This window comes from Sphingobacteriales bacterium, from assembly GCA_016711285.1.
Classification (GTDB): domain Bacteria; phylum Bacteroidota; class Bacteroidia; order Chitinophagales; family UBA2359; genus JADJTG01.
The window spans coordinates 615,177-639,611 of record JADJTG010000013.1; the positions used below are offsets into that span (position 1 = coordinate 615,177).

General features: G+C 41.4%; 24 protein-coding genes. 15 read left to right on the forward strand and 9 right to left on the reverse strand.

What is annotated here, in order from left to right; translation table 11 throughout:
• Window positions 1-108 precede the first annotated feature (108 nt).
• Entirely contained in the window at window positions 109-2,913 is a 2,805-nt protein-coding gene (gene uvrA / locus IPL35_12100; GenBank protein MBK8444103.1) for an excinuclease ABC subunit UvrA, read from the forward strand.
• A 68-nt stretch (window positions 2,914-2,981) separates the two neighbouring features.
• Here uvrA and IPL35_12105 read toward each other — a convergent pair whose 3' ends face one another.
• From IPL35_12105 to rplU, 3 genes are all read right to left on the reverse strand, one after another.
• Complete coding sequence (locus IPL35_12105; protein ID MBK8444104.1) at window positions 2,982-3,557, reverse strand: DUF1573 domain-containing protein; 576 nt, start codon at window positions 3,555-3,557, stop codon at window positions 2,982-2,984.
• Window positions 3,558-3,761: 204 nt separating this feature from the next.
• On the reverse strand, window positions 3,762-4,022 hold the full coding sequence (rpmA, locus tag IPL35_12110) for a 50S ribosomal protein L27 (protein MBK8444105.1): 261 nt from the start codon (window positions 4,020-4,022) through the stop codon (window positions 3,762-3,764).
• Window positions 4,023-4,055: 33 nt separating this feature from the next.
• Window positions 4,056-4,361: a 50S ribosomal protein L21 gene (rplU, locus tag IPL35_12115; protein MBK8444106.1), complete on the reverse strand. Its 306-nt coding sequence runs from the start codon at window positions 4,359-4,361 to the stop codon at window positions 4,056-4,058.
• 630 nt (window positions 4,362-4,991) lie between these two features.
• On the opposite strand from rplU, the gene IPL35_12120 reads away from it, so the two are divergent.
• The 10 genes from IPL35_12120 (at window position 4,992) to IPL35_12165 (ending at window position 11,362) form a co-directional block, all read left to right on the forward strand.
• On the forward strand, window positions 4,992-5,816 hold the full coding sequence (locus IPL35_12120) for a hypothetical protein (GenBank protein ID MBK8444107.1): 825 nt from the start codon (window positions 4,992-4,994) through the stop codon (window positions 5,814-5,816).
• Between the two features lie 20 nt (window positions 5,817-5,836).
• Window positions 5,837-6,280 carry a right-handed parallel beta-helix repeat-containing protein gene (locus IPL35_12125; GenBank protein ID MBK8444108.1) on the forward strand — a complete coding sequence of 148 codons (444 nt, stop codon included), beginning with the start codon at window positions 5,837-5,839 and terminating at the stop codon, window positions 6,278-6,280.
• 125 nt (window positions 6,281-6,405) lie between these two features.
• Window positions 6,406-6,543, forward strand: coding sequence for a hypothetical protein (locus IPL35_12130; protein ID MBK8444109.1), 138 nt, complete (start codon window positions 6,406-6,408; stop codon window positions 6,541-6,543).
• 129 nt (window positions 6,544-6,672) lie between these two features.
• Window positions 6,673-7,029, forward strand: coding sequence for a hypothetical protein (locus IPL35_12135; GenBank protein ID MBK8444110.1), 357 nt, complete (start codon window positions 6,673-6,675; stop codon window positions 7,027-7,029).
• Window positions 7,017-8,312, forward strand: coding sequence for a hypothetical protein (locus IPL35_12140; protein ID MBK8444111.1), 1,296 nt, complete (start codon window positions 7,017-7,019; stop codon window positions 8,310-8,312). Before IPL35_12135 ends, IPL35_12140 begins: the two co-directional genes overlap by 13 nt.
• 346 nt (window positions 8,313-8,658) lie before the next feature.
• Complete coding sequence (locus tag IPL35_12145; GenBank protein MBK8444112.1) at window positions 8,659-9,150, forward strand: T9SS type A sorting domain-containing protein; 492 nt, start codon at window positions 8,659-8,661, stop codon at window positions 9,148-9,150.
• Between the two features lie 96 nt (window positions 9,151-9,246).
• Window positions 9,247-9,555, forward strand: coding sequence for a hypothetical protein (locus IPL35_12150; GenBank protein MBK8444113.1), 309 nt, complete (start codon window positions 9,247-9,249; stop codon window positions 9,553-9,555).
• Complete coding sequence (locus IPL35_12155) at window positions 9,552-9,812, forward strand: hypothetical protein (GenBank protein MBK8444114.1); 261 nt, start codon at window positions 9,552-9,554, stop codon at window positions 9,810-9,812. The genes IPL35_12150 and IPL35_12155 overlap by 4 nt, the downstream gene beginning before the upstream one ends.
• 208 nt (window positions 9,813-10,020) lie before the next feature.
• The gene (locus tag IPL35_12160; GenBank protein ID MBK8444115.1) at window positions 10,021-10,725 is read left to right on the forward strand and encodes a hypothetical protein; all 705 of its coding nucleotides are present in this window, start codon (window positions 10,021-10,023) and stop codon (window positions 10,723-10,725) included.
• Window positions 10,700-11,362, forward strand: coding sequence for a hypothetical protein (locus IPL35_12165; protein MBK8444116.1), 663 nt, complete (start codon window positions 10,700-10,702; stop codon window positions 11,360-11,362). Before IPL35_12160 ends, IPL35_12165 begins: the two co-directional genes overlap by 26 nt.
• A 138-nt stretch (window positions 11,363-11,500) precedes the next feature.
• On the opposite strand, the gene IPL35_12170 is transcribed toward IPL35_12165, so the two are convergent.
• From IPL35_12170 to ppk1, 3 genes are all read right to left on the reverse strand, one after another.
• Window positions 11,501-12,517, reverse strand: a complete 1,017-nt coding sequence (locus tag IPL35_12170) for a polyprenyl synthetase family protein (protein MBK8444117.1) — start codon at window positions 12,515-12,517, stop codon at window positions 11,501-11,503.
• A 94-nt stretch (window positions 12,518-12,611) separates the two neighbouring features.
• Window positions 12,612-13,334 (reverse strand): GTP cyclohydrolase I FolE, encoded by a 723-nt coding sequence (gene folE / locus IPL35_12175; GenBank protein MBK8444118.1) that lies wholly within the window; start codon window positions 13,332-13,334, stop codon window positions 12,612-12,614.
• 210 nt (window positions 13,335-13,544) lie between these two features.
• On the reverse strand, window positions 13,545-15,665 hold the full coding sequence (gene ppk1, locus IPL35_12180) for a polyphosphate kinase 1 (protein ID MBK8444119.1): 2,121 nt from the start codon (window positions 15,663-15,665) through the stop codon (window positions 13,545-13,547).
• A gap of 275 nt (window positions 15,666-15,940) precedes the next feature.
• On the opposite strand from ppk1, the gene rplS reads away from it, so the two are divergent.
• From rplS to IPL35_12195, 3 genes are all read left to right on the forward strand, one after another.
• The gene (gene rplS, locus IPL35_12185; protein ID MBK8444120.1) at window positions 15,941-16,351 is read left to right on the forward strand and encodes a 50S ribosomal protein L19; all 411 of its coding nucleotides are present in this window, start codon (window positions 15,941-15,943) and stop codon (window positions 16,349-16,351) included.
• Window positions 16,352-16,571: 220 nt separating this feature from the next.
• Window positions 16,572-18,470 (forward strand): penicillin-binding protein 2, encoded by a 1,899-nt coding sequence (gene mrdA, locus IPL35_12190; GenBank protein MBK8444121.1) that lies wholly within the window; start codon window positions 16,572-16,574, stop codon window positions 18,468-18,470.
• A gap of 287 nt (window positions 18,471-18,757) precedes the next feature.
• On the forward strand, window positions 18,758-19,933 hold the full coding sequence (locus IPL35_12195) for a T9SS type A sorting domain-containing protein (GenBank protein ID MBK8444122.1): 1,176 nt from the start codon (window positions 18,758-18,760) through the stop codon (window positions 19,931-19,933).
• Window positions 19,934-19,947: 14 nt separating this feature from the next.
• Here the strand turns inward: IPL35_12195 and prmC are convergent, their stop codons facing one another.
• Window positions 19,948-20,805, reverse strand: coding sequence for a peptide chain release factor N(5)-glutamine methyltransferase (gene prmC, locus IPL35_12200; GenBank protein MBK8444123.1), 858 nt, complete (start codon window positions 20,803-20,805; stop codon window positions 19,948-19,950).
• 916 nt (window positions 20,806-21,721) lie between these two features.
• Here prmC and IPL35_12205 point away from each other — a divergent pair.
• Window positions 21,722-22,852 carry an anhydro-N-acetylmuramic acid kinase gene (locus IPL35_12205; protein MBK8444124.1) on the forward strand — a complete coding sequence of 377 codons (1,131 nt, stop codon included), beginning with the start codon at window positions 21,722-21,724 and terminating at the stop codon, window positions 22,850-22,852.
• Here the strand turns inward: IPL35_12205 and IPL35_12210 are convergent.
• Window positions 22,833-23,837 (reverse strand): hypothetical protein, encoded by a 1,005-nt coding sequence (locus tag IPL35_12210; GenBank protein MBK8444125.1) that lies wholly within the window; start codon window positions 23,835-23,837, stop codon window positions 22,833-22,835. The genes IPL35_12205 and IPL35_12210 overlap by 20 nt on opposite strands.
• Complete coding sequence (locus IPL35_12215; GenBank protein ID MBK8444126.1) at window positions 23,761-24,345, reverse strand: hypothetical protein; 585 nt, start codon at window positions 24,343-24,345, stop codon at window positions 23,761-23,763. Before IPL35_12215 ends, IPL35_12210 begins: the two co-directional genes overlap by 77 nt.
• Window positions 24,346-24,435: the final 90 nt, after the last annotated feature.

Below are 24,435 nucleotides of genomic sequence, written 5' to 3' on the forward strand. Positions count from 1 at the left end.
TTTTAACAACAAATTAGTTCTATTTTGGCTTTATTATTCTAATTTCGTTGGTGGTGATAAAAGAATATTTTTATCACTTCAAAAAAAACTTTACCAAAATATAAATACATAATTATATTGAATATCAATGATTACAATACCCGCGATTATATCATCATCAAAGGAGCGCGAGTACACAATCTAAAAAACATAGATGTCGTTATTCCGCGCAAAAAATTGGTGGTGATGACTGGCGTTTCCGGTTCGGGAAAATCATCTTTGGCAATTGATACGCTCTTTGCCGAAGGGCAACGCCGCTATGTAGAGAGTTTATCGTCTTATGCGCGGCAATTTTTGAGCCGTATGGACAAACCCGATGTGGATTATATCAAAGGCATCAGCCCTGCCATTGCCATTGACCAAAAAGTAAGTACGCGCTCTTCGCGCTCCACCGTAGGCACGCTTACCGAAATTTACGATTATCTGCGCCTGCTCTTTGCCCGCACAGGAAAAACCTACTCGCCTGTGAGCGGAAATGTAGTAAAAAAACACAGCATCAGCGATGTATGCGATGCTATTGCTGCACAAGCCGAAGGCACACGTCTGCTGATTGCCACGCCCCTCATCAAGCGCAAAGCCACTTGGAAAGAAGAGCTGCAACTCCTGCAACAAAAAGGTTTTTCGCGGGTGCTGATAGCCGACGAAATGCTCAGTATAGAGCAAGCCATTGAACGTACTGCCACCGCCGACACTTCCGAAATTTTATTGCTAATTGACCGCTTGGCTGCTGCTGGTGATGATGATGAAACACAAAATCGTGCGGCGGACTCTGTTCAGACGGCATTTCAGGAGGGCGAAGGCGTGTGCTGCATCATTGATGCCGACAGTCGCAAACGCAGCATATTTTCCAATATTTTTGAAGCCGATGGTCTGCGCTTTGAAGAACCCTCAGATGCTTTATTCAATTTCAATACGCCGCAGGGAGCGTGCCGCCGTTGCGAGGGTTTCGGTTCGGTGATTGGTTACGATGAAAATCTTATCATACCCAACCGCAATTTATCGGTGTATGAAGATGCCATTGCACCTTGGAAAGGCGAAAAAATGGGCGAATGGAAAGAGGAATTAATTCAGAAAGCGGCACTTTTTGATTTTCCCATTCACCGCCCTATTCGCCAGCTTACCCCTGAACAATACCGCCTTTTATGGACAGGCAACGACCATTTTGAAGGGCTGAATGCTTTTTTTGAAATGTTAGAGTCCAACGCCTACAAAGTGCATTATCGTATTATGATGGCACGTTATCGCGGGCGCACAGAATGTCCTGAGTGTCAGGGAACGCGGCTGCGCAAAGAAACGCAATATGTAAAAATCCAACAAAAAAACCTCTCTGATTTGGTGCTGATGCCGATTGGAGAGTTGTTAAATTTTTTTGATAATTTATCGCTCAACGAACACGACGGGCAGGTTGCCGGTCGTTTGCTTACAGAAATACGCCAACGCTTGCGCCTCATTGAGCAAGTGGGATTGTCTTATCTGACACTCAATCGCTTATCCTCTACCTTGTCGGGTGGCGAAACACAGCGTTTGCATCTCACACGCAGTTTGGGCAGTAATTTGAGTAGTTCTTTGTATTTATTAGATGAGCCAAGTGTCGGTTTGCACCCGCGCGACACCGAAAATTTGGTTCGTGTACTTAAAAATCTGCGCGATTTAGGCAATACTGTGTTGGTGGTAGAGCACGAAGAAGCCATTATTCGCGCCGCCGATTATATGATAGATATCGGACCGGCTGCCGGACATTTGGGGGGCGAGGTAGTATTTGTCGGCGATTTCAAAGCATTGCAACGCGCCCGAAACAGCCTCACCGCCGATTATATCAACGGCAAGCGAAGCATCACTACACCCGCATTGAGGCGTAGTTTCAGCAATCGTATTTATATAAAAAACGCCACTTTGCACAACCTGAAAAACATCAACGTCACCATTCCTTTGCAGGCAATGACGGTGCTTACAGGCGTTAGCGGCTCGGGAAAAAGCACCTTAGCCAAAAAAATATTAGTTCCGGCATTGCAGAATTATCTAAATGGTGAAGCGGATAAAAACAGCAATCTGGCAAGTGTTGAAGGCGACGCAAAGCAAATATCGCAGGTGGAAATGATAGACCAAAACCCGCTCGGACGTTCTTCGCGCTCCAATCCGGTTACATATACCAAAGCCTACGACACTATCCGCGATTTATTTTACTGTCAGAAATTGGCACAAGTGCGTGGCTACAAACCCAAACATTTTTCTTTTAATGTAGAAGGCGGACGCTGCGAAACCTGCAAAGGTGAAGGAGAAGTGGTGGTGGAGATGCAGTTTTTGGCAGATGTGCACTTAACCTGCGAAGATTGCAAAGGGAAGCGGTTCAAAGAGGAGGTGTTGGAAATAAAATGGAATGATAAAAATATTTCGGAGGTGTTGGATATGAGTATTGCCGAAGCCCTTGAATTTTTTGCTTCAGAGGCGACCATCGTCAAAGCCTTGCGTCCTTTGTATGATGTAGGCTTGGAGTATGTGCGTTTGGGGCAAAGCAGCAGCACTTTAAGCGGCGGCGAAGCACAGCGTGTGAAGCTGGCGTATTTTTTGGGTAAAGGAAAAAGTCAATCTCCGATATTGTTTCTGTTTGACGAACCAACCACAGGGTTACATTTTCACGATATACACAAATTGATGGCGGCATTTAATGCTTTGGTGGAGCAGGGGCACACCTTGCTTATCATTGAGCATAATTTGGATATTATAAAATCGGCAGACTGGATAATAGATTTAGGACCCGAAGGCGGCGAAGCGGGCGGATATTTATTATATGAGGGTACACCGGAAGGTTTATTGTCGGTAAAAAACTCTTACACTGCACATTATTTAGCCGAAAAATTGCGGGCAACTTCATAAAAAAAGCTGCTTCTAAATTCATTAGAAGCAGCTTTTTATTTAAAAAATTCTTAAGAAAAATCAAACAATTACTTTGCAGCAGGCTGTACTTGTACGGCAGGTGCAGCAGCAGCAGCATTCGGATCACCTTCTACATCGCCTTTGATAGTTAAACGAGTAGGATTGGGGTCTGTGTTTGCTTGGAGAGTAACGGTTTTAGTTTGTTTTCCGCTTTTGCCTTTAGAGTCAAACTGAACTTTGATAGCTGCACTTGCTCCCGGAGCGATAGGCTCTTTTGGATATTCAGGAACGGTGCAACCGCAAGAACCTTTCGCGCTGCTGATAATGAGCGGCTCTTTGCCTGTATTTTTGAATTTATACTCGTGAGTTACCATTTCACCAGCTTTCACTTTACCGAAATCATATTCCAATTCAGCAAATTGCACAGTAGTTTTAGGCATATCAGGATCTACTGTTTGCTCGGCAGCAGCAGGGTCAGTAGCCGGAGTAGCGGCAGCAGCAGCAGGGTCAGTAGCAGCCGAAGCATCAGCGGCAGCGGCGGCAGTTTCGGTACCGGCAGCAGCGGCATCAGTTTTAGGCTCACTTTTGCAAGAAACTAAAGATACAGCAAAGCAAATTGCGCTTACAAAAAATAATTTTTTCATTTTAATCTGTTGTTTTTATAAATTTTAATTTTTAAGTTGAATAAAATAACGGTGCAAATTTATAGCCTTTTTAAATTATTTCAACTAAAATCTTAGTTAAAGATTGTTAATGTATTTAAAATATTTTGAGTATTTTGAAATACACAAAATATAAAAGAAAACCAGTAGCGCGATTTTCTTTTATCAAAGAGATAAAAATTAAGATTAATTTTTAGAAGGTAAAACAGAAACGAAAGTACGGTCTAAGCGTCCTGTTTTAAAAGTTACATAACCATCAGTAGTGGCATAGATAGTGTGGTCTTTTCCCATTGCTACGCCACTGCCTAAGTGGTAGCGTGTACCACGTTGGCGGATAATAATATTACCTGCAATAGCGGCTTCACCGCCAAATAACTTTACTCCCAAACGTTTGCTGTGGGACTCACGCCCGTTGTCGGTACTACCTACGCCTTTCTTGTGTGCCATAGTATTTTAAAAAAAAACAAAAAGTTTAAGAGATTAAATAATGCTGTCAATTTTGATTTTGGTAAATTGTTGGCGGTGTCCGTTTTTAACACGATAGCCTTTGCGGCGTTTTTTCTTAAAAACAATCACTTTATCGCCTTTGAGGTGCTCAATAATAGTAGCCTTTACCTGTGTGGAAAGGGTAGGAGCACCGATGCTGATATTATTGCCATCAGCAGTGAGCAATACTTTGTCGAAGGTCAATTTTTGTCCTGTATCACCACCTAAATGATGTACATAAATTTCCTGTCCTTGCTGCACTTTTATTTGTTGTCCGGCTATTTCTACAATTGCGTACATAATTATATTGTATTGAGATGTGCTTCAATTTTTGAGGCGCAAATATAGTAATACATTTTGTAAATAATAAATTTTTTTAAATGTTTTTAAAAAAACCTTATTAAGTAGCGGTATTTACATACTTTTTATCTTGTCATAACTTTGTCAAAGTTCGAACTTTGACAAAGTTGGGCGACAAAAAAACTAAAAGAAAAATTTGCACCTTTCAAAAAAAGAATTATATTTGTTGCAAACAACGCTTAGGGAAGCGTTGAAGGCTTAGGGTGAGTAAGTAGTAAATGACAGTTTTTAGTTTTGAATGATGAGTTTTTAGTTAAGTGCATAATTTTCAATTCTCAATTTTTCAATTAATTCCGTCCGTTCCACGACTATTACAAGGTGATGCAGTGTTAAAAAAACTGTTGCCTTTTAAAAGAAAGAAAAAACTCAATTGCCGCAAGGTATTGGGAGTGCTATATTTTAATTTTTAACCATTTAATTTTTTTTCGTTATGAGAAAAAACAAACAACCCGCCGCGCTGCCTTCAAGGATGGCGATAGCGCAGCAACACATTAATTTTATTTGTCATAAAATGGGGGGGTACTGCGTACTTGCTTCGCTTTATGGAAACCGCAAAGGCTCGTAACCGCTATGGCTATGCTGCTGATATTTGGTAAGGTGGCTTGGGGGCAAACGACTTATTATGTTGCATTAAATGCTTCTACAAATGGAAATGGAAGCCAGAGTAGTCCATGGAACAACTTTATTGTTTTAAATAGCATGGATTTAAATCCGGGAGACATTATTAATATTGCAGGGGATAAAGAAGTGACTACGGGAATATTTTTGGATAGCAATGATAGTGGAACTCCTACTAACCCTGTAATTATACAAGGCACGCTGGGAGCAGGAGGCATACCTGCAAGCACGATTAGGATAGATGTAAATGATCCTTCTTCTGACCCTGAGCCTAACAATCCTAACGTAAATTGCCCTACACCTGAAAGAGCAGTAATATTATTACAAAACACAGCGTACATACAAGTTAAAAACTTGAATTTGATAGGAAATACCTCCAATTTATCCGACCCCTCTATCGTAGCGTGTCTTCCTAATTCCAGCGGTTTATCTATTGTCTATGAAGAGAATGATGCGGGAAGTTATACTAATTCTTCGGTAGCTCAAAAATTGCAAGGCATTAAAGCAGAAAATGTGTATGCTAATGGTTTTAAATTGGCAGGTATTCGTGTAGAATCACGTCCTTATTTTACATTTTTTGATGGATTTAATACTTTTAATCCAAATAATTTGTCTCCATCTGCACCTTTGGCTTTGAGTGGAGGAGGTTTTGATGGATTACAAATTTTAAATTGTAAATGCAATAATAATTTTCACGCAGGTATTGATATTTTAGGAAAATATGAGTTGGCTATGGGAGGAAAATATTGCATCAGCAATATTTTGATTAAAAACTAGAAGCCAATGGAAATAAGGGCATTCCTACTGTTCCCTTTATTGAAAACGGAAATGTTGTCAATTATGGAGGCGACCCCACAGGAAGCGGTATTGTAGTAGGAGGTGTACAGGGCTGTTTAATAGAGGGCTGCACTACTTCGGGAAACGGAGTTTTGTGTACTTCTGTAAGTGGTGGTGCCGGAGTGTGGGCTTATGGAAGCGATAAAGTAACGATACAATTTTGTACCTCTACCAATAATACCTCTCAAACAATAGATGGCGGCGGCTTTGATTTTGATAATTATGTCAGTAACTCTGTGATGCAATACAACTATTCTAACAATAATTTGGCTTATGGTTATATGCTGAATCAATGGACAAACTCTAACGGCAATATCACTTTAAACCCCTCCTTTGGAGATGGTAATGGCAATTATGTTTCGCATAGTTATGTTTATTCCATCGGAAGTGGTGTCGCTTTTTAAAAACAATACCATTCGCTATAATATTAGCCTAAACGATGCAAATGGTTTAACAAATTTGCCCAATAATGGTGGCTCCCCCTTATTAATTATGGCGGCATTTATATTACAGAAGGAGTGAACTCTAATTGCCCGAATCCCCTTGCGATGCAGTTCCTATGGAAGATTGTTATATTTACAATAATACTGTTATAGTAAGCCCCGATAATTATGAAATGCCAGAGCCTACCCCTGCGCCCTTTTTAAAGCAGATGCCCTGCATTTAGAGAACATGGTGGTTTGCCAACAATATTTTTGTCAATAATACTAACGCTAACCTATTGTATTATGAAAATACTGCGGATATAAATTTTTATGGCAATAATTATTATGGATTCAATGGTGAAATATCTATATTGAATAGCAAATTTTCGCTCCCCTATACTTCCCTGCGACAATGGAGACAAGAAACAGGAAAAGAAATGTCAGGTGACCAAGCAACCGGATATAATTTAGAACCTCAATTTCAATCTATTGGCAGTAGCGGAGTTACTTTAAAAACAACATCGCCTTTGATAGATGCTGCTTTGGTTTGGCAAGATGTGGGAATCCCAAACGTAATCCTTCCGAACCCTATTAATGGGGTCGCAGCTACTAATAATCGGGATTTTAACAATACCACACTTTATACGAACACAAACGGCACACTAAGCCCCTACAACGATGCCGTTATGATGTGGGTGCTGATGAGGTTACCTCTATGGCAAACTTAACAACCATCAATAGCACAACTATCACAGGTGCTGTTAATTGGACGAATCTCAATAGGTTTGTAAATGGTACTATCACTGTAAATAATGGAGCGATACTGACGATTACCAATTGTAATTTTTACTTTGCAAATGCTACATCGGGAATTGTAGTAAATGCCGGTGGAACGCTGATTGTAGATGGTTCTGACTTCACACGAAAAGCTTGTGAAAACTGGAAAGGAATTACGGTAAAAGGTAATACCATTGTACCACACCCCAACAATCTCAATGCGAATAGCTTGCAAGGCACCCACCCGCATCATGGTATCGTGTGGATAAGAAACACCAGCACCATCAGCGAAGCACAAATAGCCATACAAGATATGCACCAAAATACAGGCACTCTGGGTTCGGCTTACTATTTTCCTGCTACTATCAAAAAAAGAGGCGGGGGTATTGTTTGGGCACAAAACAGCACCTTTGAAAACAATGCCAATGACATAGTACTGCTCCCTTTTGAAGCAGCTTATAATTTTGGCACTGGCGAAGACCGACAATTAAGTGCTTTAACTACTTGTGGCTTTATTTCTTCTAAAGCATATTTTAGCAACCCTTCTTATGAATACTTACATATTAGTCTTACTAATCCGGGAAAAGTGGACGTATCTGCAAATATTTTCACTTGCTCCGATAGCAACTTTAGCCTTGCAAAACGCGGCACTGCCATAAAAATGACCAATACAGATACAGATATATTGAACAACGACTTTCAAAATCTATTTCATGGCATAGATGTATATAACATAGGTTCGGCAAGCAGATATGCTACACTGCAAGGCAATAGTATGTCGCAAATGTATAAGGGAATTACGCTCCACACCGCTCCTGCTACGCGCCTGATAGGTAATAGTGTGAGTATTCACCGAGGCACTGCCGAAATACCCTCTTATGCAGCTTTGGCTATTAGCTCGGCAAGTTTGCAAATAGACGACAACACTTTTGAAAGCACTGCGGGCATTTATTGGCCCACCCAACCCAGCCACGGCTTGGTGCTACAAAATTGTTATACAGGCGATGATGCAAGATTTGGACGCGGCAATATCAGAAACAACGGATTTAGCGGTTGCTTTGCAGCAGCCACCCAAATAGACGGCGACAACAGCATCAACCAGTTCAACTGCAATGCCTATGGCAACCACCCCCATTACGATTGGTACTTGGTGCTGCTAACGGCAACCTCGGAAACGGACTACTCAATGAACAAGGGGATTGTGATAATCAAACACCTGACATTTTCCTTTTGAAAACACCTGGCACCCCATATCCAATAGCGAGGCTGGGACTTTTGCGCACATCAACAACCAAGGCGGCAGCCTCCTCAAATTCAATTATATGGCTGCTACCCTCACCGATAACATAACTAACTGGAATGTACAATTTATAGAAGAATGTGATGAAAATTCACAAAATTTAAATTGCACAAGCAAGTATCTACGAAACAGACGATTGTGGCTTGGGCTTGGCGCAGTGGGATACCTGGCTCAAAAACAATGACCTCGAAAACCTCGTGGGTGCTTTGGAATGTGTGGGCAATACTTGGGCTTTTCAGAATTTGGCTCTGCTCTATTGGCAAACCAAAACTACAGCCAAATGAGCAGCACCCTCAATGCACTGCCTCCGAGCGAAGGGGATTTTGTGAGGCTTGCTGCTGGCAGCCAAAAACTTGGAGCAAGCCACCACTACACAAAGCTACAACCTGCACCTGAGCACCGTGCAAAATCTGAGCAACAACAATGCCGGCTATATGGGTGCCTTGGCAAAGGCTTTTATGGCAGAGTTCAATGGCAACGCCTATTCAAAAAACCCTCCCCTATTGTAGAAGCCGTGCCGCCCGCACCCAAAACACAGCTAAACGGAGCAAATATGGAGGCGGTGACAGCTTTACTACTACCCAACCCCACCACCGGCAGCGTGCAATGCAGTGGCACAGGCACTTTGTTGATGTATAATACCTTAGGCCACTTGGTGCATAGCAGTGATATAGTAGCGGGCGGCTACCTCGATTTGAGCCACCTGCCCGCGGGCACCTATTGGTATCGCACTGCGGGCAGCAGCACAGCCCGAATATTGATACGCTACTAAATTTTTGCCCACTCTTCAACAGCATCAAGGTATTCTCACCTTGGTGCTGTTTTATGCCATTTTATTATCCTATCAACAACAAAAAACAACAACAATATGCGCCCCCTTTCCCTCTTTATAGCGATGCTGCTATTGGGTTTATTGGACTGCCGATGCTCCCAAGCCCAAAACGACACGATGGTTTTTTTTAACAAAACCTACCCCAATGAATACGTCTCTAACGGCTCGGGTATCACTACTTTTTGTATAGAAAATATGCCCGATGGCTACCTGCTCGCCGGCTCGCGCCTGAGTGGCACAGCAGATGGCAGTATCACTCTCGCCGATATCGACAACATCAAAGACCACATCTACCTGCACAAAATAGACCTACACGGCAATACCCTCTGGAAAAAGACATCGTGACCACCCAGTTTGCCGATACTACGGTAGGTTTGCCTACAAGTTCTAATGTGTTGCTACGCAAACAGAATGGCGATTTTTTATTAACTTATCGCTATACTTTTGGAGATGATAACAAACTAACAGAATTGGCTTGTGTGGATAAAGATGGCAATATGCTTTGGAAAAAACAATATCGGAAATACAAAAACTGTATGTCAACTACATTGGGGAACAAACGGATGGTTATATCTTGTATGGCAATATCTATGATGAAGTAACCACGAAAGGAATCCTAATGAAAACCGACACTTTGGGCAATATCCTGTGGCAACAACGCTACGGAGAAGATGCGGAACATACACAAATCACCGAATGTTTTAAATCTCCCGATGGTGGTTTTATAATGGGGGGCAGGTAATAAGGGAGCAGCCAATAACAATAACATCAGATAAGACATATTTAACACTATTCATAAAAACCGATAGCTTGGGTAATATACAATGGCAACGGGAAGTAGGTTTATTAGGGTACTTCAGTGGAGGGGGGCAAGTATTTCCCTATACAGACAGCACCTTTTTGGCGCACGCAACAACCACCCGACCCTGGGAGGATGACCCTAATTATTATGATTATCAGTTTTATTTTGCCGAATACCGCTACAACAACCCCGAACCCCTTTGGGAAATTAGAAATGATGTACCCGACAAAGGGTCTTTATATACTGCTTCGCCTAAGTTAATTCGTTTAAACGACGGAAATTTCTTGGGTAAATTCCATGAAGATGACGAAACAGTTTTTCCTCTACTCATGAAATTAGACAGTAGCACCTTTGAGGTATTGTGGCAAAAAGGAATGACCTTAGACTCCACTGCTCAAAACTACTGGTACGACATAGAAAAAACGCCGGATAACGGTATTATCGTTTGTGGCTTTCAGTATAGTTCGCCGCAAACTTCGTGGGTAGTAAAATTCGACCAGCACGGCAACACCTGCGCCTTGGGTACGGATAGCACCTACTTATACCCCTGTTTGTGGCAACAACAAGACTATGGCGATGCTTGTGACGACCACAACCCCGTCACCTACAACGATACCGTGTTGAGCGATTGCACTTGTGTAGGGGAATATGAGTGTCCTGATTTGCAAAATAGCATAGGTTTTGCTTGTGACGATGGGAATCCTTACTTATGACGATATAGTAACAGATACTTGCACCTGCATCGGTACGCCTTATGAGTGTGCCAATTTGCTCCTCAATATTGGCGACAACTGCGATGACGGCAACCCGCTTACTTATAAAGATAAAGTAACGGAAAATTGCGAATGTATCGGTAAGTTTTATTCTTGCCCTGATTTATTGTCTAACATCGGCTATGCTTGTGATGACGGCAACCCCAACACCATAATGGATCATTTGAGTGATTCTTGTGTATGTATCGGTTATTGCCCTGAGTTATTTACCTATACTTCATTTTCTTGTAATGACGGCAATCCATCTACCATCAATGATATAGTTTCATTTGATTGTATTTGCGGAGGTCAGGTAGTGGGCATCAACGAAATAAATGATGGCAGCATTTTCAACATCTCGCCCAACCCCGCCCAAGACAGGATAAGCATAGAATGGAGGGGTGCGCCGCCGACAGTGGCGTACATCTACAACATCAAGCAACAATTACAAAGCCGCATCACCCTGCAAAGCGGGGAGCAACAGCCTAGATGTAAGCGGCTGGCAGTCGGGGTTGTACTTTGTAAAAGCCGAAGGCGGCACCGCTACCAAATTCAGCATTGTGCGTTGAGCAGCGATAAACAATTTGTGAAACTTTGACAAAGTTGGGCGGTTCAAGGTTAGAGGTAATTCGATACACTTTTGGAATTGTTTGTTTTTGAGTGTGCAGGGTATTGATGAGTTCTTTAAAAATTTCGGGCGAAAAAGACGGAACGCCGCGACACATCGCATTATAATTTATTTTTGGCGGTGCAGCAAACGCTCCATCAGCAGTTGTGCAAGTTCCAGATGGCGGCTCGGCAATTGCAGGGCTTCTAATGCCTGCGCTGCCTGCCGATGATATTGTTCGTAGTAGTGGCGGCAGGCGGTATCGGCTTCGGTTTGTCGGTATAAATTTTTCACTTGCTCAATTTTTTCAGGTGCTGCTGGCTCATTGCCTCCTGTGCTGTAGAGTTGCAATATTTTTTGTAATTGAGCGGGAGTGGCATTTTCGCAGGCTTTGATAAAAAGAAGTGTTTTTTTGTTGTTGAGAATATCACCGCCGATGGGTTTTCCGAAATTTTTTGCATCGCCGTAGCTGTCTAAGTAGTCATCTTGAATTTGAAAAGCGATGCCCAAGTTCAATCCGAAATTGTACCAGTGTTTGGCTTGAGTGGCAGTAGCACCTCCGCAATACGCACCTATTTCAAAACTCGCCGCCAAAAGTACGGCTGTTTTTAATTCAATCATACGCAGATACGCCGCTTCGCTGATAAGATTTTGTGTTTCAAAATCCATATCCAACTGCTGCCCTTCGCATACTTCTAAAGCTGCTTTGTTAAATATTTTCAGTAAAACGGGCAATAAATGCTCTGCGCTTTGTTGCAGATAAGTATATGCCAGCACCAACAAGGCATCGCCCGACAAAATAGCGGTATTCGTGCCATATTGTTTAAAAACGGTAGGCTGTCCGCGTCGCAAATCCGACTTGTCCATAATATCATCGTGCAGCAGCGTAAAATTATGAAACAACTCAATCGCCAATGCTGCCGGCAAAGTGGGTGGCGGCAAGGGTTCATCGGCGGCGGCGATGAGGCAAGCCAAAGGACGCACCCGCTTGGCATCTAAGCCGAGCATATAATCAATGGGTTGGTACAAATGGAGTGGCTCGCGGACAAAAGATTGCTGACGGAAATAAGCTTCAAAAATTTGTTGCAGAGCCGTCAGGCGGTCGGCGGCAGAAATAGAAATGATAGACATATCAAGTGCAAACATACTAAAAAAGCGGTAGAGCTATTGCACTGCCACTTTTTTAGTATTTATTTTTCCTGACAAGAAAATCAATAATATGTTTTTGAGTATTTTTTATTTATACAGCATACACATGTCGCAAAAATTCCTGCTGTACGGCATCTTCCAAAAACTTACCGCTGTATTGTGCGGTCACGGTGCTGCTGGCAATATCCTGCACGCCGCGTGCTTGCACACAGAGGTGGTCGGCATTGATGAGTACTGCCACATCTTCACTTTGGAGAGCTGTTTTAAATTCGTGAAGCAGTTGCATCGTCAAACGCTCCTGTACTTGTGGCTGTCGGGCATAGTGCTGCACCAAGCGATTAATTTTTGACAAACCCACCACTTTTCCGTTCGGGAAATAAGCGATATGTGCTTTGCCCTGAATAGGTACAAAATGATGCTCGCAGGTAGAATGGAAAGTGATATTTTTTTCTACGAGCATGTGCTGATAGGCGTAGTGATTATTGAACAAAGTAATTTTCGGGCGATTATCGGGATTGATACCTGAAAATATTTCCTTCACATACATTTTAGCCACACGATAAGGTGTTCCGGCGAGGCTGTCGTCTTGCAAATCCAAACCGAGCGTTTCCATAATTGCCTTAAAATGATGCGCTATGATATTTATTTTTTCATCATCACTGCACTCAAAAGCATCGGCACGCAGAGCAATGCCCGCATTACCTGAGAAATGTGCATCGCCCAAAGATTCAAATTGTTCTAAAGTATGATGTAAAGGCTTTAGCGTATCATTGTCGGGCTGGATAGTATTGGAAGATGGAAGCGGTGGTGTCATTGATGAATAAAATAAAAATATAAAAATTTTAGCGAAGGGTAAAGGCAGCGACAAATAATTTTTATAAAAAAAAGAGATATAAATAATAGATAATCGGGAGCGTTATCAAACACAATTATCTTTTTTAAAGTATTTAAAAGTATGGCAATATTTTAAACCAACATTTTTTCAAAAAGTTCAGCAATTGAGACTGTAAAGGCTGCCAAAAAGTTACATACTATGTATTTTTGTTGATAAAGCAGGGTTTTCGGAGATATTTTTTGTATAAAAGGTTTCAAAAAATTTGTATAATTCCTGTTGAGCACGCATTGATTTTTCGTTATTTTTTCTTTTTTTATATTCGTTGCTGAGTTCTTTATTCCAGATACGCGCCTTGATGTTATCGCGCCATTCTATTTCAAGTACCTCTATAATATGTTGTTGCAAATCGGGGTTTTTGATAGGGCACATTACTTCTATACGATTGTCTAAATTGCGCCGCATTAAATCCGCCGAGCCGATATAGATATGATTTTCGCCGTTGATATTGAAATGATACATGCGAGCGTGCTCCAAAAAATTATCCAGCAGCCCGAAAGCCTGTATATTTTTACTGAATTTTTGTTGTGGCACAAGGGAGCAAATGCTGCGTACCATCAGCCGAATTTTCACACCGGCGGCGTTGGCTTCGTATAGTTTTTTGATAATATTTTCATCAACCAAACTATTTACTTTGAGTGTGATAGAAACATTTTTTCCGCTTTTAGCTGTTTTAACGGCTTTGGCGAGCAGTTTGTTAAATTCGTTGCGCAACGAAAAAGGAGCTACCCACAAATGTTTGAAATGAAAACTATACAAGGACATATTATCTTCAAAAAATTCAAACAATTTCTGTACTTCTCTGCAAATATCGCGCTGCGAGGTCATCAGCATGTGGTCGGCATAAATAGAAGAAGTAGCTTCGTTGAAATTACCCGTACTGATGCCGACAAAGGCTTCTTCATTATTGTGTTCTTTGCGCTCTATCAATACCACTTTGGCGTGTACTTTCAGTCCTTTTACGCCATAAATCACCTGTACGCCCGATGCCTTTAATTTATCCGCCCAATAAATATTTGCTTCTTCGTCAAATCGTGCCTGCAACTCTGCAATAACGACTACTTTCTTGCCATTTTGTACAGCATTAATCAAAGCACCCATTACATTGGATAGCTGCGCCACGCGGTAATAAGTAGAATAAATAGCGGTAACGTGCGGGTCAATGGCGGCTTCGCGCAATAGGTCGAGAAAATAAGTAAAAGATTGGTAAGGAAAAGATAGCAGTATATCTTTTTGGCGCAATACTGCCATAATGCTGCGTTTGCTGTGCAAATAAGGGTGCGGCAGCGTGGGAAGTGGCGGATATTTGAGGTGAGAGCTGTGCGGCGGCGGCGGAAATTTGATAAAATCTTTGAAATTGTGGTAGCGTCCGCCGGAAATAATAGCATCTAATTTTTTGAGTTTCATTTTTTTGATAACAAACTGCTTAAAATCTTCGGGCATTTGTTTGTCAAAAACCAAGCGGGTGGGGTCGGCGGTTTCGCGTCTTTTGAGGCTGCTTTTGAGGGTTTCGAGCAAGTTGAGCAAAATATCGTTGTCAATATCCAATTCTGCGCCGCGTGTTACTTTGATGGTGTATGCTTCGGCATAATCAAAATCGTAAATGCTGTACATAGCATCAATATTGTAGCGGATTACATCATCTAACAAAATAATACAATGCTGTTTTGGAGCGGCGGGCAGCACCAAAAATCGCGGCACATGGATAGGAATTTCAAGGGCGGAATAATGTTTGACGGTATTACCGTTGTCAAGGTGCTTGATTAAGCGAATGGCTAAATAGATGGTTTGGTCTTTGAGTTCGGGGAATTGTCGTTTTTCGGCGAGCATAATCGGAAACAAAGTAGGTCGCACTTTTTCCTGAAAATAACTTTTTACAAAAGCTCCCTGCTCGGCATTAAGTTGAGTTTCGTTGAGCATAACTATATTATGCTTTTCGAGTTCTTCCACAATTTGCTTAAACGCTTTTTCAAAGCGATCGCGCAGCCTCAATACTATTGCCTGCACCGCTTCGAGGAGTTCGCGGGGGTGGCTGTTAAAAAACACATTTGCTTCGGCACCCAATTTGCTCATTTTTTTCAAATAATCCACGCGCACCCGATAAAATTCATCTTGGTTATTAGAAAAAATACCCAAAAACTTCACCCGCTCCAAAATAGGCACGGTGGGGTCTTCGGCTTCCTGAAGCACTCTTTCATTAAAAGCCAGCCAAGCGATGTCGCGATAGATAAAACGTTGAGCAGCAGCAGACATAAAAAAAGGGAGAGTTGTTATCAGGCAAAAATAATAAAGTTATTCGGATACCAACAACGAAGAGTATCACGATAATATTGTCGGGCTGTCCTGCAAAATAAGTTGTACTTTGGCAAAAGAAATCAGAAATAAGAGCCGTATTGATACGAATAAATGCACATTTTACAACACATCACAAAAAAGATACATTATTTTTTGTAAAAAATTTTTACTGATAAATAAAATATTTACCTTTGCACCTCAATTCTTTATTCAGCATATAAAATTTCGGATATATGGAATCCCTAAAAATAGTCAAAGAAGGTTCGGAAGTAACTTTATCTCACACTGATTTTGTCAATAAAAGTTTAGCACCTACGACTTCACACCCCGATTTTAAATCTGGTGATAATATTTCGGTATATTACAAAATCATCGAAGGCGGCAAAGAGCGTATCCAGATGTTTCGCGGCGATGTGATACAAATAAAAGGCTCAAAAGGCAGCCACACACAAACCTTTACGGTGCGCAAAGTATCGAGTGGTATCGGAGTAGAGCGTATTTTTCCGATGTACTCCCCGAATATCGACAAAATAGAAGTAAATAAAAGAGGTAAAGTGCGCCGTGCACGCTTATTTTATTTGCGCGAAGCCAAAGGAAAAGACGCGCGCATCAAGGAGAAAAAATTCACAAAAAAATCGCAATAGTTTCGTTTTTTTTGCTGATATAAATATTAAAAAACTCCCTTTGGCTGTCGGGCTTAAGGGAGTTTTTTTGTAATTTTATTCACCGAAAAAAAATGCTGACCGAAGCAAATTTTTTGAGTATATCCCACGTTTATACGGCAAGAGTGTATTTTTGCAATTTCAGCAAACAACAACATATTATAACAGCTAAGTTTTTGTTTTTTTTCTACATTTACAAACGGTGAGCAATTCAGATAAAAACAGGCAATATATCATCATCGCTGTTTTTTCCTTGGCAGCGTTGATACTCATCTCGCGTTTGTTTTGGATGCAGGTGATGGACGAAACCTATCAGGAATTAGCGGATAACAATGCAGTAAAAAAAATAACAATATATCCTTCGCGCGGCAATATCAGCGACCGCGAAGGGCTGTTGCTGGTAGAGAATATTCCGGTATATGAGTTGGAGGTTATCCCGTCAAAGGTAAAAAACATAGATACGCTGAAATTCTGTCGTTTGCTGGGCATTGCGCCAAATGATTTTACAGATATTATGCAGAAGGCAAAAAAATACTCGCGCCACAAAGCCTCTGTTTTTTTATCCAACATTACACCCGACCAATACGCTTCCATACAAGAATATTTATATCAGTTTTCGGGTTTTCGGGCACAGGTTCGCACGATGCGCAATTATCCGTATCATAGTGCAGCCCATGTATTGGGGTATTTGGGCGAGGTAAGCCAGCAGGAATTAGATACTTCACAATATTACGATATGGGCGATTTTGTGGGAGTGAGCGGTATCGAAAAAAACTATGAAAATGAGTTGCGCGGCATAAAAGGTGAACGCTATGTGGTGGTAGATGTATTGAATCGGGAGAAAAAAACTTTTAAAAACGGACAATTAGACAGAGATGTAGAAATCGGAAAAGATTTGCAGCTTACTTTGGATATTGTATTGCAGGAATATGGCGAAGCACTGATGCAAAATAAACGCGGTGCCATTGTAGCTATAGAGCCGAGCAGCGGCGAAATTCTGGCTTTGGTGAGCAGTCCCACCTACGACCCCAATTTGCTCACGGGGCGCGAGCGGGGCGGTCATTTCAGAGATTTGGAAAGACACCCGCACAAACCTTTGTTTAATCGTCCTTTGCAAGCCAAATACCCGCCGGGTTCTACACTAAAGCCCTTAGTGGGACTGATAGCTTTAGATGAGGGGGTAATTACACCCAACACCGGATTTCCTTGTGGTGGCGGCTATCGGGTAGGCAACAAGTGGCTTCGTTGTTCCCACTCCCACTATTCGGCACGCAACATTCAGCAAGCCATCAAAGAATCCTGCAACCCTTATTTTTGGCAAACTTTCCGCAATATTATTGAAAACCCCCGTTACAACTCGCCCTCAGAAGCCTTAGACAATTGGGGGTTATATTTGAATAATTTCGGTATCGGTAAATCCATAAAAGTAGATTTACCCAATGCTGTAGTAGGCAATGTTCCAAGTTCGGCGTATTACACCAAGTTATATGGAGGCAAACGCCGTTGGGGAGCTACTACGATTATTTCGTTAGGCATTGGGCAGGGCGAATTAACGGTGACACCGCTTGAATTAGCCAATTATGTATCCATTATTGCGAATAAAGGCTCTTATTTTTATCCGCATGTTGTAAAAAATCATAAAAAACTATTAGGAGATAAAAGTATTTATGCAGTTCGTAATATGGTGCAGTCCAAAGTAGAAAATATATGGTCGGTGATAGAAGGCATGGCGATGGTGGTAGATTATAACTGGACGGGTATTTACAACAAAGACTTGGGAATATGCGGAAAAACGGGAACAGCACAAAATCCGGGCGGCAAAGACCACTCCCTTTTTATTGGGTTTGCACCGCGCCAAGACCCTAAAATTGCCATTGCAGTAGTAGTAGAAAATAGCGGTTTTGGAGCAGAATTTGCCGCACCTATTGCGAGCTTGATGATGGAAAAATACATCAACGACTCCATTCCGAAAGAGCGAAAATGGACAGAAACCCGAATGAAAAATATAGATTTAATCAATCCGAAAGTACAACAATTTCCGTTGCGCCGCAGCAATGATACACTGTTAACGGAGGAAGAAAACCAAGAAATAATAGATTAAATACAACTGTGTGAAAATGAGTTAAAAAAAATATAAAATCGCCAAAATAAAGACAGCAGTAAATGAAACCTGTATATTTGTGACATTATCAATAAGTTCTTGTAGATACTTTTGCTATGTTTTTTTATAAAGCATTGATTTAGAATATTTTGTTTTTTTTTGATAAAAAAGCACATTATTATTATTCGCACCCTTATCAATTTTTTAAAAATTATAAATGCATTTGTAAAAGGGGATTCATTGTATTATTTCTTAAAAATTATAAAATCTATATGATAAAAAAAATTTTGACGTACTTACTGTGTTTTTTTGCAGCCGTAGGTATGCAAGCCCAAAACTTAATAGTGGATTCTACTACAGAATGTGACGAAAATACTAACACTTTTACTTATATAGCGGTTATCAGTGGCGGTAGCGGCGAATATTTATATAGTTTAGATGGCGGCGACCCCGAAAATGTACCCACCCACCCCGATAACCCCAATCAAGGATTATTGCAAATTCCGGGTTTATTGTCTGATGGTACGAATGTAAACTATTTATCCGTTATAGATGCCGAAACCAACGAATCTGTGAATATAGAAATATCCGAAGACTGTGTAAAAACCATCATTTTATCCGACTACAACACCGTTTGCGACGACCCGACAGGTACTACTACTATTATTGTTTTCATTAATGAGGGCAGTGGCAACTATCAGGTATCGCTGCACGGAGAAAATGTAAATGTAGTGCCAAATCCCAATGCACAGCCCAGCGGAGCTATTGCCACTGTTATCTGGCCTACTGCCACTGCACCCGAAGACAGCATCTACGACATTGAAATATTAGACCTTACTACCAACAATAAAAACACCCTCCACATGCCCGCCGATATTTGCAAAGACCCATCTAACTCTGATACGCCGCCTGTATTTTCTAATGTCAATGCCGCTTCAACCGACAATGCCACCGCCCTCATCACTTGGACGGGCAGTAACGAAACAACCGTAGATTATTATGTTATTCAAACTTCTACCGACTCCATCAACTTCACTTCTATAGATACACTGCAAACTTTGAGCGGCACTGCTGCCAATACCTACACATTCAGCGATACCCAGCCCGCCGAAATTTGCCAACAATATTATCAGATTTTATGGGTGGACAACAGCGGAACTGTACACAATGTATCCAATGCACCTTTGAGTGTAACGATAAATGAATTTTGCGAAGAAAGCGTATCATTATACCTCAATCCAAACACCAAAAGCAATGGCGTGCAGATTAAATTAATAGACACTGAAAACGCAAAATTGCGCATTTTTGACGTATTAGGGCAACTGGCACGCGAAGAAAACAATATTCCGAACGGAGTTTATTCCATAGAGCAAGGCACTCTGAGCGAAGGTATTTATATTTTACACATCAGCACTGCCCAAAAAGAATACACTTTTAAGGTACAGTTGTTCTCTGTAAAATAATAATACAATACACATCAACCCTGCCATTGCGCCCGAACCATGCGGGGTTTTTGTTGCATATCCTGTTTCAGAACAACATCATCAAAGCCCATCTTTTGAAGCAATTGCACCACCGCATCAGCGCGATATTCATTGACTTCAAAAAACAAATAAGCCCCTTGCCTGAGATGGCGGCAGGCAAAACGGCTGATATGCTCGTAAAAAATTAAAGGCTGATGATCGGGTACAAATAAAGCCATATACGGCTCATAATTGAGTACCTGCGGCGGCATTAAATACTCCTCGCTATGCGGAATATAAGGTGGGTTGCTCACGATGATGTCAAAATTGCCTTTGAGCATTTCGGCTTGTGTCAAAATGTCGTTTTGTACTGCCTCCACCGGCAAATTCAGCCGTGCGGCATTGGCACGCACCACCGCCAAAGCCGTCTCGCTGCTGTCGGTGGCAAGCACCTGCGCCTGCGGCAAGTGCTGTTGAAGAGCCAACGCCAAGCAACCACTGCCTGTGCCGATGTCCAAAATACGGCTTATATGGTGGTCGGTGGTGGCGGTTTCTAATATCCAGTACAACAATTCTTCGGTTTCGGGGCGCGGAATTAATACGGCTTCATTGACCTCCAATACCAAACCGCCAAATTCGGCTTTGCCCAAAATATATTGTATGGGGCGATGCGCCTGCAACTGCTCCAAAATACCCGACAAACGTTGATTTTCCGGCTCGCTGATGCTGCGCAAAGGATTGAGCAAAAGGTCTATTTTGGGCAATTGTAAGGTTTCTTCCAAAACCCACGCCGTAATCTGTTCAATTTCGGAAGGTGTGTAGTGTAAAGCAAGCGTTTGGCGATAGCGGCGTTTGAGGTCGCGGAGGTTCATACTCAAATATATAAAGCGGACAGATGAAAAAAATATTTTTATAAAAACTGAACAGTTACGTTGCAAAATTGAACAATAAAATCATCATTTTATCAAGAGATGTTCTAAATCTGTTTTAAAAAAGAAGATATATACAAACACGGATACAATTTAGGCAATTTTAGTTTTTTTTATGATGATACATAGAAATTTGTGGGGCTTGGCAAAGAAATCATCATCAAAAAAATGCTTGTATATTTGAGGGTGTTGCGACTTTGTAGAGTAGGAAAATTAAAAATATCTTATTCAGTCGGATAATAAGAAAATATACGCTGTGCGGGTATGTGATAGTTAAGTGCCATTTTAAACACAACGTCTCAATAATTTTATGGAATTTAGAAATAAAAATTACTTCCCCGTCCAACAAAGATTCCGAAATAGGAATAAAAGAAAAATGACAAGATTTTTCTTGAAGAATACCAATCAAAAAGGATTAAATGGACGATTTTTAGAACTACAAAGGATTTAGAACAGACAACAAATCATGGTCGTGTAATAATGTCATCTGAAAGAATTACTAATCAAGTTACCAATTAAACAGTACTCAGTTTAATAAACTCATCAAACCAATTTGAGGATTATGAACCTTTAATTGGAGATGTTCTGAAAATTGAAGTGAATTATATATTTGAAAGCATTAAAAATGTTCATAGAAGTTCCGGCGGCGGATACTTATGTTTTGAATATAAAAATAGTAACTGGATAGAAAGTTCATTCATCGACAAAGACGAAATCAAACTAATAAAAGAGGGTTGGCTAATTGAATAAAATGAACACTAACATTTGTTTAACGCAAATTAGACTATTTGTTCAAAATATTTTATAATTTTACTTTTTCACCTTTAATCCCAAACTATTCACACTTTTTTTAAAACAGGTGCAATCTTCTTCCTCTACTTTATCCTACCGCGCTTTGGGCTTGATGTCGGGCAGTTCTTTGGACGGCATTGATGTGGCTTATTGTGAATTTTCGGTTGATGCGCACGGGCAATGGACTTTTGAAATACCGCTTGCCGAGTGCGTACCTTTGCCGTCTGTATGGCACACCCGTTTGTTGCATTTGCCCGAACAAAGTGCTGTCGTTTTTCATAAAACCCATACTTATTTCGGGCATTTTTTGGGCGAAATCGCTGCTGATTTTATCCGGCAGCATCACCTTGAGCCACAGGTTATCGGCTCGCATGGTCACACTATTTTCCACGCACCGGCGCAGCAGCTCACGGCTCAAATCGGCTGCGGTGCTGCACTTGCCGCCGCCGCCGCCATTGCTACGGTTTGCGATTTTCGTACTTTAGATGTAGCTCTGGGCGGTCAGGGTGCACCCATAGTTCCCATCGCCGACCGCTTGTTGTTTGCGCCATATCGTTATTGCCTTAATTTGGGCGGCATTGCCAACATTTCCGCAAAAACCACCGCCGCTATTGTAGCTTTTGATGTAAGTGCGTGCAATGGCGTATTAGACCGCCTCGCGCAAACACAAAATATGCCCTTTGATGCGGGCGGTGCATTGGCTCGCAGTGGTGCGCTGCAAACGTTTTGGTTGGATAAACTCAACAGCCTTCGTTTTTTGCAGCAGCCTTATCCCAAAAGTTTGGGCAATGATTGGGTGCAGCGCATAGCGCAAAAGCTGCTAGAAGCGGAAGATACCTCTACGCCAGATAAGTTGCGCACTTTTTGCGAACACATCGCCATACAGATAAAAAACAGCGTGCTGCAAATACAAGAGCGCGAAAATACCACAAACTTTGTCGCCACCGACCGTTTGTTGCTCACCGGCGGCGGTGCTTTCAATACGTTTTTGAGCGAGCGTATTGCGGCGCAATGTGTGGGCTTATGCGAAGTAGAAATACCGGACGAAAAAACGATAAAATTCAAAGAAGCCCTGACAATGGCATTGATGGCGGTGCTGCGTTTGCGTGGCGACAACAATGTGCTGGCATCGGTGACCGGAGCACGCCGCGACTCGTGCAGCGGGGCTTTATACGTCGCTAACGGCACACCGCTTTGAGTACTAATTGATAATAAGATTGTTTGGTGAGTTTAGATTGCAGCCACAATTTGTAGTTGATGGCTTCGTTGGAGCCGGGTTCAAAAGGCGGCGATTTATCAATAAATTCCTGACATTTTTCAATGGTTTTTTTGCTTTGAAAAGGAACAGCTTCGCGAGCAATCATTTTCAAAATAGCCAAAAAAGACTGTTCGCGCTCATATTGTTTGCTATTGAGTTCGCTACGGAATTGGCGTTTGAGTTCAGCAATTTTTGACTCCACATACAGAAAATCCTTATTTTCACAATGCAAAATCAACTCCACCACACCCAAAATTAATTGCATCGTAGGAGACAAATTGTTGTAAGCATCGGAGGTAAGCAAAGGCAGCAAACTTTTGAGCGCATTGTTGAGGTCGTTTTGATTATAATAAGCCACTGCCAGATTCAAGTGGCTCAAAACATCATAAAAACTGTGTCCGGTGAGCGAAGGGTCTTTATGAATATCGTTGAGCAGTTGGATTACGTCGGCATTGCGGTTGAGCAGGGAATAATTAAATACCAAACTTTGATGATATACCCACACATATTTGGGATAATACTTACGGTTTTGTTTTTGAAGTTCTTCGTGGAGCAGGTGCGTATAATGGAGCGATTGTTCAAAATTAAAATTAATGGCAGAAGCATTGATAATCCAATTGAGCAGCACGAATATTTTTTCGTAAAATTTTTCGCTGAACAATTTTTTTTGCTGAAACTGCTGCAAAGACTCTATGAGATAGGCTTCTAAGGCGACAAAATTTTTGCGTTGAAGGAGGTCGGTGCGGATACTTTCGTGAATTTGAAACTGTACGGTAGGCGACAGGGCAACGGATTTATCAATGGCAAGAGCTGCCAGAATTTGGTCTAAAAGGGAGCGCAAATCATCTTCACGAAAAGCAAAGTTGGTACTTTTGAGGCGATAATTCAAGGTAGCAATCAGGTATTGCGCCTGCTGGGTTGCCATTTGGCTTTCGAGGTTTTTTTTGTCTTTTTTGAATATAAATTTCAGGATTTATCTTATAATAATCGTTGGCGAGGGCGATAATTTCGCCATACACCACATCTAAAAGGTCGGCATAATCGGAGTGCTGTGCTTCTTTTTCGGCTTTGAGCAAATAGCGGTGGGCGAGTTCGTATTTGGATTTATATTTAAAAATATTGGCAATTTCTATCAGGTTGTAGATGATATATTTTTCGTCTTTGTCGTGGTGCAGCAGCAGCAGACTTTGTTCAATATCGGCGAGGAGGCGGTTTTTGAGGCGGTAATACGCATTTTTGTTGTTGTCGGAAAAAAATCGCAGGGTGATTTCTTCACTGAATTCGTCTAAGTTTTCGGTTTTGATGCTGTCAAACAGCACAACGGTTTTGTTGCGTTCGTTGCCACTTTGGAGGCGTGCCGAAAAAAGTTTAAAATTCCTGATTTCTTCTTTGTTTAAAGACTGTATAATTTCGGTGAGATGATATTTTGACACAAATGAAAAACAATTTTTTAATGAGTAAAAAGTAAATGCACGACAATTCTTTTTTTACTGAAAAACAAAAGCAACAAAACATACAAAAAG

Bases quoted from the DNA above. Each gene is read 5' to 3' on its own strand.
- IPL35_12105 (MBK8444104.1), bottom strand. From the start codon at position 3,557: ATGAAAAAATTATTTTTTGTAAGCGCAATTTGCTTTGCTGTATCTTTA.
- rpmA (MBK8444105.1), bottom strand. From the start codon at position 4,022: ATGGCACACAAGAAAGGCGTAGGTAGTACCGACAACGGGCGTGAGTCC.
- rplU (MBK8444106.1), bottom strand. From the start codon at position 4,361: ATGTACGCAATTGTAGAAATAGCCGGACAACAAATAAAAGTGCAGCAA.
- IPL35_12120 (MBK8444107.1), top strand. From the start codon at position 4,992: ATGGCTATGCTGCTGATATTTGGTAAGGTGGCTTGGGGGCAAACGACT.
- IPL35_12140 (MBK8444111.1), top strand. From the start codon at position 7,017: ATGGCAAACTTAACAACCATCAATAGCACAACTATCACAGGTGCTGTT.
- IPL35_12145 (MBK8444112.1), top strand. From the start codon at position 8,659: ATGAGCAGCACCCTCAATGCACTGCCTCCGAGCGAAGGGGATTTTGTG.
- IPL35_12150 (MBK8444113.1), top strand. From the start codon at position 9,247: ATGCGCCCCCTTTCCCTCTTTATAGCGATGCTGCTATTGGGTTTATTG.
- IPL35_12170 (MBK8444117.1), bottom strand. From the start codon at position 12,517: ATGTTTGCACTTGATATGTCTATCATTTCTATTTCTGCCGCCGACCGC.
- folE (MBK8444118.1), bottom strand. From the start codon at position 13,334: ATGACACCACCGCTTCCATCTTCCAATACTATCCAGCCCGACAATGAT.
- ppk1 (MBK8444119.1), bottom strand. From the start codon at position 15,665: ATGTCTGCTGCTGCTCAACGTTTTATCTATCGCGACATCGCTTGGCTG.
- rplS (MBK8444120.1), top strand. From the start codon at position 15,941: ATGGAATCCCTAAAAATAGTCAAAGAAGGTTCGGAAGTAACTTTATCT.
- prmC (MBK8444123.1), bottom strand. From the start codon at position 20,805: ATGAACCTCCGCGACCTCAAACGCCGCTATCGCCAAACGCTTGCTTTA.
- IPL35_12210 (MBK8444125.1), bottom strand. From the start codon at position 23,837: ATGGCAACCCAGCAGGCGCAATACCTGATTGCTACCTTGAATTATCGC.